The following is a 6845-nucleotide window of genomic DNA, read 5'->3' as shown; positions in this document are numbered from 1 at the left end:
GAGGGCGCATTATACGCACAAAAACCGAGCGCACAACCCCTAAACTGAAAATAATTACAAAAACTTCATTTTATTGCCGAGACCCACAGCCGAACGGCATCTAAACAAGCCCAGAACGAAAAAGACCCGGCTAAGCCGGGTCTTTATGATTGCTATATAAAGTATTGCTCTGCCAATTAAGCCAGAGTCACTTTAGCAAATTGCTTCTTACCAGCCTGACATACATAGGTTTTACCCTTCTGTAGTTTCATAGCAGGATCGGCAACTTCGCCATCAACTTTCACACTACCAGCGGTCAGCATATCGCGTGCAGCTTTGGAGTTCTTGGTCAGACCTGCTTTATTGATCACCGCAGATACAGGAACCTCTTCCTGCCCTTCAAAATCAACCGTCACTTCCGGCAGATCTTCAGGTAGCTCACCATCCTTCAGACGATTACCGGCACCTTTGTGCGCGTTTGCAGCGGCCTCCTCATCGTGGAAACGTGCTACCAACTCACGTGCCAGCTCCATTTTGACATCACGAGGATTTGCACCCTCTTCTTCCACAGAACGACGAAGCTCTTCGATTTCGCTCATTGGACGGAAACTCAACAGCTCAAAGTAACGCCACATCAGAGAGTCAGGCATAGAAACGATCTTACCGAACATCTCGCCCGGCGCATCATTGATACCCACATAGTTGCCCAATGACTTGGACATCTTCTGTACGCCATCCAGACCTTCCAGAATGGGCACGGTAATACAGATCTGCGGCTCCTGACCGGCGCCTTTCTGCAGCTCGCGCCCCATCAACAGGTTAAATTTCTGATCGGTACCACCCAGCTCAACATCCGCCTTCATAGCGACGGAGTCATAACCCTGCACTAATGGATAGAGGAACTCGTGAATTGAGATGGACTGATTGCCTTTATAGCGCTTACTGAAATCATCACGCTCCAGCATACGGGCAACCGTTTGCTGTGCCGCCAGCTGAATCATTTCAGAAGCCGACATCTTGCCCATCCAATCAGAGTTAAAGCACACCTCTGTCTTTTCAGGATCCAGAATCTTGAAAACCTGTTCGGTATAGGTTTTTGCGTTCTGAGCAACTTCTTCTTCCGTCAGCGGCTTACGGGTTACGTTTTTACCGGTCGGATCACCGATACGTCCGGTAAAGTCACCAATCAGGAACATCACATGGTGACCCAGCTCCTGAAAGTGACGCAGCTTATTAATAAGAACAGTGTGACCCAGATGCAGATCAGGCGCGGTTGGATCAAAGCCCGCTTTAATACGCAGTACCCGGCCGCTTTCCAGCTTCTTGACCAGCTCTTCTTCTACCAATATTTCTTCTGTACCACGCTTGATCAGCGCCAAAGCTTCTGCAACGGAAGTCATCTATCTACCCTATGTCAATTTCGGCAACATATATCGAATGTTTTTCACCAATTGTAACTTGGAAAAAATGGCATACATTATAGCATTCAGGTACGGTTACCCAACGATTTCACCCATAGTTTCTGGTTTTATTTCTTATGCTTAGACGCGCACAACAATTAAAACACCATATCATCTTAGGTTTGATCATTCTGCTGGCTGTTGTTGTTGCGCTCGTCTCCAGCCAAGATGTTTCGGCAAAACGAATTGATATCCCATTGGATCTTAGTATCGAAGAGCGAGTACAAACCTGGCCTCGTCTAAGCGATGACTGGGATTCCTATACCGTGCAAAAGGGTGAAACGCTGTCTGAGCTTTTTGATCGTGCAGGCGTGCCTGCCTCTGAGCTCTACAAAATCCTGCACAGCAAGCAAGTTAAAACGGATCTCTCTTTGCTGATGCCGGGCCAAAGCATTCACTTCAAACGAGATGAGAACAAAAACCTCATCTCTGTACGCCTTGATACCTCTCCCCTTTCTCTATCTCTCTTTAACCGTAATGATCAGGGTGATTACATCGAAGAGAAGCTGAGCCGTGAACCGGAGAAGGTTCTGCGCTATTCAGAAGGTGAGATTAAAGGTGCCTTCTTCACAGCGGGTGAAAACGCGGCTATGAGCCAGCAGACCATTATGGCACTGGCAAATATCTTCGGTTGGGATATCGACTTCTCTCTGGATATCCGCCCGGGGGATAGTTTTAAGGTACTTTATTATCAGGAATATCTGGACGGTGTTCGTTTCCGTGACGGCAACATCTTAGCTGCCGAGTTCACCACTCAGGGACAAACTCACAGAGCTGTTCGCTATACCGATCAGTCCGGCAAGAGTGATTACTACTCCCCGGATGGCCGTAGTATGCGCAAGCAGTTCCTGCGCTCACCGGTAGACTTTACCCGTATTAGCTCACACTTCACCAAGCGCCGCTTCCATCCTGTTCTGAACCGCTTCCGTTCTCACCGCGGTACCGACTATGCAGCCCGTACCGGAACGCCGATCCGCGCAACCGGTGATGGCAAAATCATTAAATCCCGTTTCAGCCGTAGCTATGGCAATCACGTTGTCCTGAAACATGGCAGCCGTTACACCACGCTATATGCCCACATGAGCAAGTTTGGCCGCGGTATTAAAGAAGGCCGCACCGTGAAACAAGGCCAGATCATTGGCTATGTGGGCAGCACAGGTTTAGCAAGCGGTCCTCATCTGCATTATGAGTTCCGTGTGAACGGCATCCATAAAAACCCGGTTACCATTAAGTTCCCGGATGTAGAGCCAATTGCGAAGAAAGAGCGTGAACGCTTTGACCAGTATGCCAGCAACCTGCTGGGCAACCTCGAGACCTACCCTAGCCGTCAGCTGGCTCAGTTAAGCAGTGAGTAACCTTTATATCGGACTGATGTCCGGAACCAGTGCCGACGGTGTAGACGCGGCACTGGTTGAATTCAGCGAATCGTCCTTCCGCATCCATCACGCTATTGATATCCCTTATCAGCCAGAATTCAGACAGCGCATTTTGAATCTTGCCCTGAACGATGCCTGCTCCAAGGCTGAAATGGCGACTATCAGTGGAGAATTGGCAGATCTTTTTGCCACAGCGGTTAATCAACTTCTGTCAGAAGCAAACATCTCTTCTGACCAGATAGCCGCGATTGGCAGCCATGGTCATACCATTGATCACGCCCCTAATAACCTACTGCCCTATAGCTTCCAGATTACCGATCACGCTCGGCTGACCGAAAAGATAGGTATCACCGTCGTTTGTGATTTCAGAACCCGGGACGTTGCTGCTGGAGGTCAGGGTGCACCTTTAGTTCCGGCCTTCCATCGCTGGCTTTTCAATGCATCCGGTCAGAATAGCCAGGAAGCTGAGAAGGCGTTTATCAATATCGGCGGCATCAGCAATATTACTCTGCTGAATAAAGGGCTGGGCTATGACTGCGGCCCCGGTAACTGCCTGATCGATTATTGGCATCACCGGCATACTGGTGAAAACTTCGACACCTCCGGCAATACCGCCCGACTAGGCACACTGGAGCCCGAGCTGCTCAACAGCATGCTTGAGGAAAGCTACTTTTCAGCACTAGCACCTAAAAGTACCGGCAGGGAATATTTTAACCACCAATGGCTGGAGCCTTATCTGAAGGGAAAAGACTATAGCTGGCATGACATTAGTTTTACCCTTACCGCACTGACGGCAAGAATCATTGCGCATCAGCTCAATACGAATGAATGCTGTGAAGCCTTTATCTGCGGTGGCGGCAGTCATAACACCCTACTGCTGGAACAGATCCAACATTACGCACCAACCGTCAGCCTTAAGACCACAACAGATCTTGGCATCGCCCCTGACTGGATAGAAGCTGCGGCTTTTGCCTGGCTTGCACGCCAAACCCTTCTTGGATTGCCGGGCAATCTTCCAAGCGCAACCGGAGCTAAGGGAGAACGGATTCTGGGAGCTATCTACCCAGCCTGACCAGACTCGCTTTTCAAACCAGGAAACTGAAACAAAAAAGGCAGCTCATTGAGCTGCCTTTTAAATTCATACTGTCTACTGCCACTGGTTTATACGGTGAATGAAGATCCACAGCCACAGGTCGTCGTTGCATTTGGGTTTTGCACGAGGAACTGAGCCCCCTGCAAGCCTTCCTGATAATCTACAACCGAGCCAACCAAGTACGGATAGCTCATCGGATCCACAACCATTTTGACTCCATCATTCTCAATGACAGTATCATCTTCCTGGTCGCTTTCATCAAAATCAAAACCGTACTGGAAGCCGGAGCAGCCACCACCGGTCACGTAAACACGTAACTTCAGGTTTGGGTTTTGCTCTGCCTCGATCAATTCACGAACCTTGTTAGCCGCTGAATCGGTCAATGTCATGGCCTGGGGAATGTAAACGTCCGCCGTCATTGTTCGCTCCGAAAATTTCAATCAAAGTGAATTATCGGCTTAACCCACCAAAACAGTCAACTACTATAGCGCCTGAACTGATAAATCAAAACCTGAAACAAAAAAGCCCGCACCTGTATTCAGATGCGGGCCGCAAACAGAGAACAACTTAAGCTTTGCTACCAGTCGTCGCTTCTGCTTTTTTATCCTGAGCTGCTGCAACCGGAGTTGCACCCACTGGCTTAGCTGTCGCTTTTACGTCTGCTACAGGCTTAGCTTTAGGATCAATTTCTTTCGTGATGCTGCCTTCTTCGAAAGCAGGCTTCTCATGGGTTACATTCTTTGGCATAGCCGGACGGTTTTCCGGCTTACCACGGTAACGGTGCATCAGATTACCGCTAACCTGTGAACCCATTACCATCTCAATCATGTTGTAGAAGATGTTGCCTTTAACCGCTGCGCGGGAAGCCAGCTCAATGTGCTCACAGGAGTGAATATCACCGGAAACCTGACCGTTCACAATTACGTGTGGCGCAGAAATTTCACCTACAACCACACCTTTCTCACTGATGCGAACAACGCCTTTTGAATCATCATCGGCAATAATATTACCGAACACCTTTCCATCGATATGCAAACCACCGCTGAAGTGAAGGTCACCAACGATTTCTGCTTTTCCTGACACCAAAGTATCAAAGTGATGAGTACTTGGTTTGCTGTTATTTCCAAACATGCCTAAACGGCCTCCTGAACTGACCATTCATAATTCTTTTCAACCCGCATCGCCTTACGGCCAGTAGACTGCAGAATCACTTCAATTTTTTCTGGTTTAAAACCTTTCGGCAGAACCATCTCGCCACTCACGTTCTGAAAGAAGCGGAAACGGAACCGAACACCCAGATCTTTAACGTCCGGTGACAGATCACGCAGCGGTAAAACTCGACGGGTCGTTCCCTGAAGACCGACCACGCTCACCAATGCGCGTCCTTCAATAAAGTTATTGTTATCGGCAACCTGAGTCAGTACCAGCTTAAAGCTGAAACGTGACGGGTTAAGTGTTTTAGCAACAGCCCAGCTCTCGACCCTCAGGCCCTTATCTTCACTGCTGGGAGCCATCACACGCTTGTAGAAGGTTACTTCGTTTTCAAGCTGAGCAATTCGGGCATTGAGTTCCGTAATTGTGTTACGAACCTCAGCGTAGGTTTTCTGATCAATCTGGTTGCCGCGGGATAACACGGCAACCTTTTGACGGGCTTCTTCGTTTTCTTTCTCTAACTCTGTCAGAGTAGCGCGCAATTCATCGCGCTCGATTACGGCTGAACGTCGTTCTTCCCAACCCTGGTATTGGCCGTAACCAAACCCGGCAAGAACAATCACGATTAGAAATAGCAAAAAGGCCGCACGGCGTACAAAACGCTCCATGGGGCTATATGACACAATCTCTAACTGATCCTGTTTACTTCCTTTGACCATTGTCATACCTGGTAACTCATTATTGTTATGGTTAAGGCATCAAACCTACCTGGTTGAGACCTGTTTTCTCCTCAAGACCGAACATGAGGTTCATATTCTGAATGGCCTGGCCGGAAGCACCCTTAACCAAATTGTCGATCACGGATAGTACCACAACCTTGTTGCCATTCTGGGGCCTGTGCAACGAAATTCTACACATATTTACACCCCTTACACTCCGTGTAGCGGGATGAGAACCGGCAGGCATTACGTCAACAAAAGGCTCATCTTTATAGCGTTCTTCGTACAATTTCTGAAGATCCACATCCTGACCTTCCAGCAGATCTGCGTAAACCGTGGCATGAATACCACGAATCATCGGCATCAGATGCGGAACAAAAGTCAGGTCGATATTTTTACCTGCGCCACGGGTCAGCTCCTGAGTAATTTCAGGCAGATGACGGTGACCAGCGACACCATAGGCCATAACGGATTCACTGGTTTCACACAGCAAAGAACCGACTTTGGCACCACGACCAGCACCACTCACACCGGACTTACAGTCCGCCACGATTTCAGGTTTTACGATACCCGCTTCCAGCAGAGGCAGTGCCGCCAGCTGAACAGCCGTCGGGTAACATCCCGGCACTGCGATCAGGCGCGCGGATTTGATCTTTTCACGCTGGGTTTCCGGCAGACCATAAACCGCTTCCTTCAGCAGTTCAGGGGCACCATGAGGTTGACCGTACCACTGGGACCAGAGTTCCGGATCACGGATACGGAAATCTGCAGAAAGATCGATCACACGACCACCACGGGACAGAATGTCACCCGCCAGTCCATGAGCAACACCGTGAGGGGTGGCAAAGAAAACCACATCGCAGGCCGCCAGAGCATCAGAATCAGGCACAGTGAATTGCAGATCATAATGACCGCGCAGATTCGGGTACATATCAGCGACGGCAACGCCCGCTTCAGATCGGGAAGTAATCACCTCGACCTGAGCTTCAGGGTGTTGCGCTAACAAACGTAATAACTCAACTCCGGTGTAACCGGTTCCGCCAACAATACCGACTTTAATCACTGT

Annotated in this window: 7 protein-coding genes; 2 read left to right on the top strand and 5 right to left on the bottom strand. The window is 49.2% G+C overall.

What is annotated here, in order from left to right; translation table 11 throughout:
• Window positions 1-176: 176 nt before the first annotated feature.
• Window positions 177-1379, bottom strand: coding sequence for a tyrosine--tRNA ligase (tyrS, locus tag BV405_RS07000; protein ID WP_086480125.1), 1203 nt, complete (start codon window positions 1377-1379; stop codon window positions 177-179).
• A gap of 137 nt (window positions 1380-1516) precedes the next feature.
• Between tyrS and BV405_RS06995 the strand changes: the two genes are divergently transcribed.
• Together BV405_RS06995 and BV405_RS06990 are read left to right on the top strand one after the other, a co-directional pair.
• Window positions 1517-2794: a peptidoglycan DD-metalloendopeptidase family protein gene (locus tag BV405_RS06995; RefSeq protein ID WP_086480124.1), complete on the top strand. Its 1278-nt coding sequence runs from the start codon at window positions 1517-1519 to the stop codon at window positions 2792-2794.
• Complete coding sequence (locus tag BV405_RS06990; RefSeq protein WP_217895586.1) at window positions 2787-3887, top strand: anhydro-N-acetylmuramic acid kinase; 1101 nt, start codon at window positions 2787-2789, stop codon at window positions 3885-3887. The genes BV405_RS06995 and BV405_RS06990 overlap by 8 nt, the downstream gene beginning before the upstream one ends.
• A gap of 89 nt (window positions 3888-3976) precedes the next feature.
• Here BV405_RS06990 and erpA read toward each other — a convergent pair whose 3' ends face one another.
• The 4 genes from erpA to argC all read right to left on the bottom strand — a co-directional run bounded on the left by erpA (window position 3977) and on the right by argC (window position 6842).
• Window positions 3977-4327, bottom strand: a complete 351-nt coding sequence (gene erpA, locus BV405_RS06985; protein ID WP_086480123.1) for an iron-sulfur cluster insertion protein ErpA — start codon at window positions 4325-4327, stop codon at window positions 3977-3979.
• A gap of 148 nt (window positions 4328-4475) precedes the next feature.
• Window positions 4476-5039, bottom strand: a complete 564-nt coding sequence (locus tag BV405_RS06980) for a bactofilin family protein (protein ID WP_086480122.1) — start codon at window positions 5037-5039, stop codon at window positions 4476-4478.
• A gap of 2 nt (window positions 5040-5041) precedes the next feature.
• Window positions 5042-5779, bottom strand: coding sequence for a DUF6776 family protein (locus BV405_RS06975; RefSeq protein ID WP_140054490.1), 738 nt, complete (start codon window positions 5777-5779; stop codon window positions 5042-5044).
• A 31-nt stretch (window positions 5780-5810) separates the two neighbouring features.
• Window positions 5811-6842 carry an N-acetyl-gamma-glutamyl-phosphate reductase gene (argC, locus tag BV405_RS06970; RefSeq protein ID WP_086480120.1) on the bottom strand — a complete coding sequence of 344 codons (1032 nt, stop codon included), beginning with the start codon at window positions 6840-6842 and terminating at the stop codon, window positions 5811-5813.
• Between the last annotated feature and the right edge of the window lie 3 nt (window positions 6843-6845).

Origin of the sequence: Oceanospirillum sanctuarii, from assembly GCF_002150805.1 — a bacterium.
Classification (GTDB): Bacteria; Pseudomonadota; Gammaproteobacteria; order Pseudomonadales; family Halomonadaceae; genus Oceanospirillum; species Oceanospirillum sanctuarii.
This window is presented reverse-complemented; position numbering and strand designations above follow the sequence as displayed.

Excerpts from the sequence above, each read along its gene's own strand:
- erpA (WP_086480123.1), bottom strand. The coding sequence starts at position 4,327 with ATGACGGCGGACGTTTACATTCCCCAGGCCATGACATTGACCGATTCA.
- BV405_RS06975 (WP_140054490.1), bottom strand. The coding sequence starts at position 5,779 with ATGGTCAAAGGAAGTAAACAGGATCAGTTAGAGATTGTGTCATATAGC.
- BV405_RS06980 (WP_086480122.1), bottom strand. The coding sequence starts at position 5,039 with ATGTTTGGAAATAACAGCAAACCAAGTACTCATCACTTTGATACTTTG.
- tyrS (WP_086480125.1), bottom strand. The coding sequence starts at position 1,379 with ATGACTTCCGTTGCAGAAGCTTTGGCGCTGATCAAGCGTGGTACAGAA.
- BV405_RS06995 (WP_086480124.1), top strand. The coding sequence starts at position 1,517 with ATGCTTAGACGCGCACAACAATTAAAACACCATATCATCTTAGGTTTG.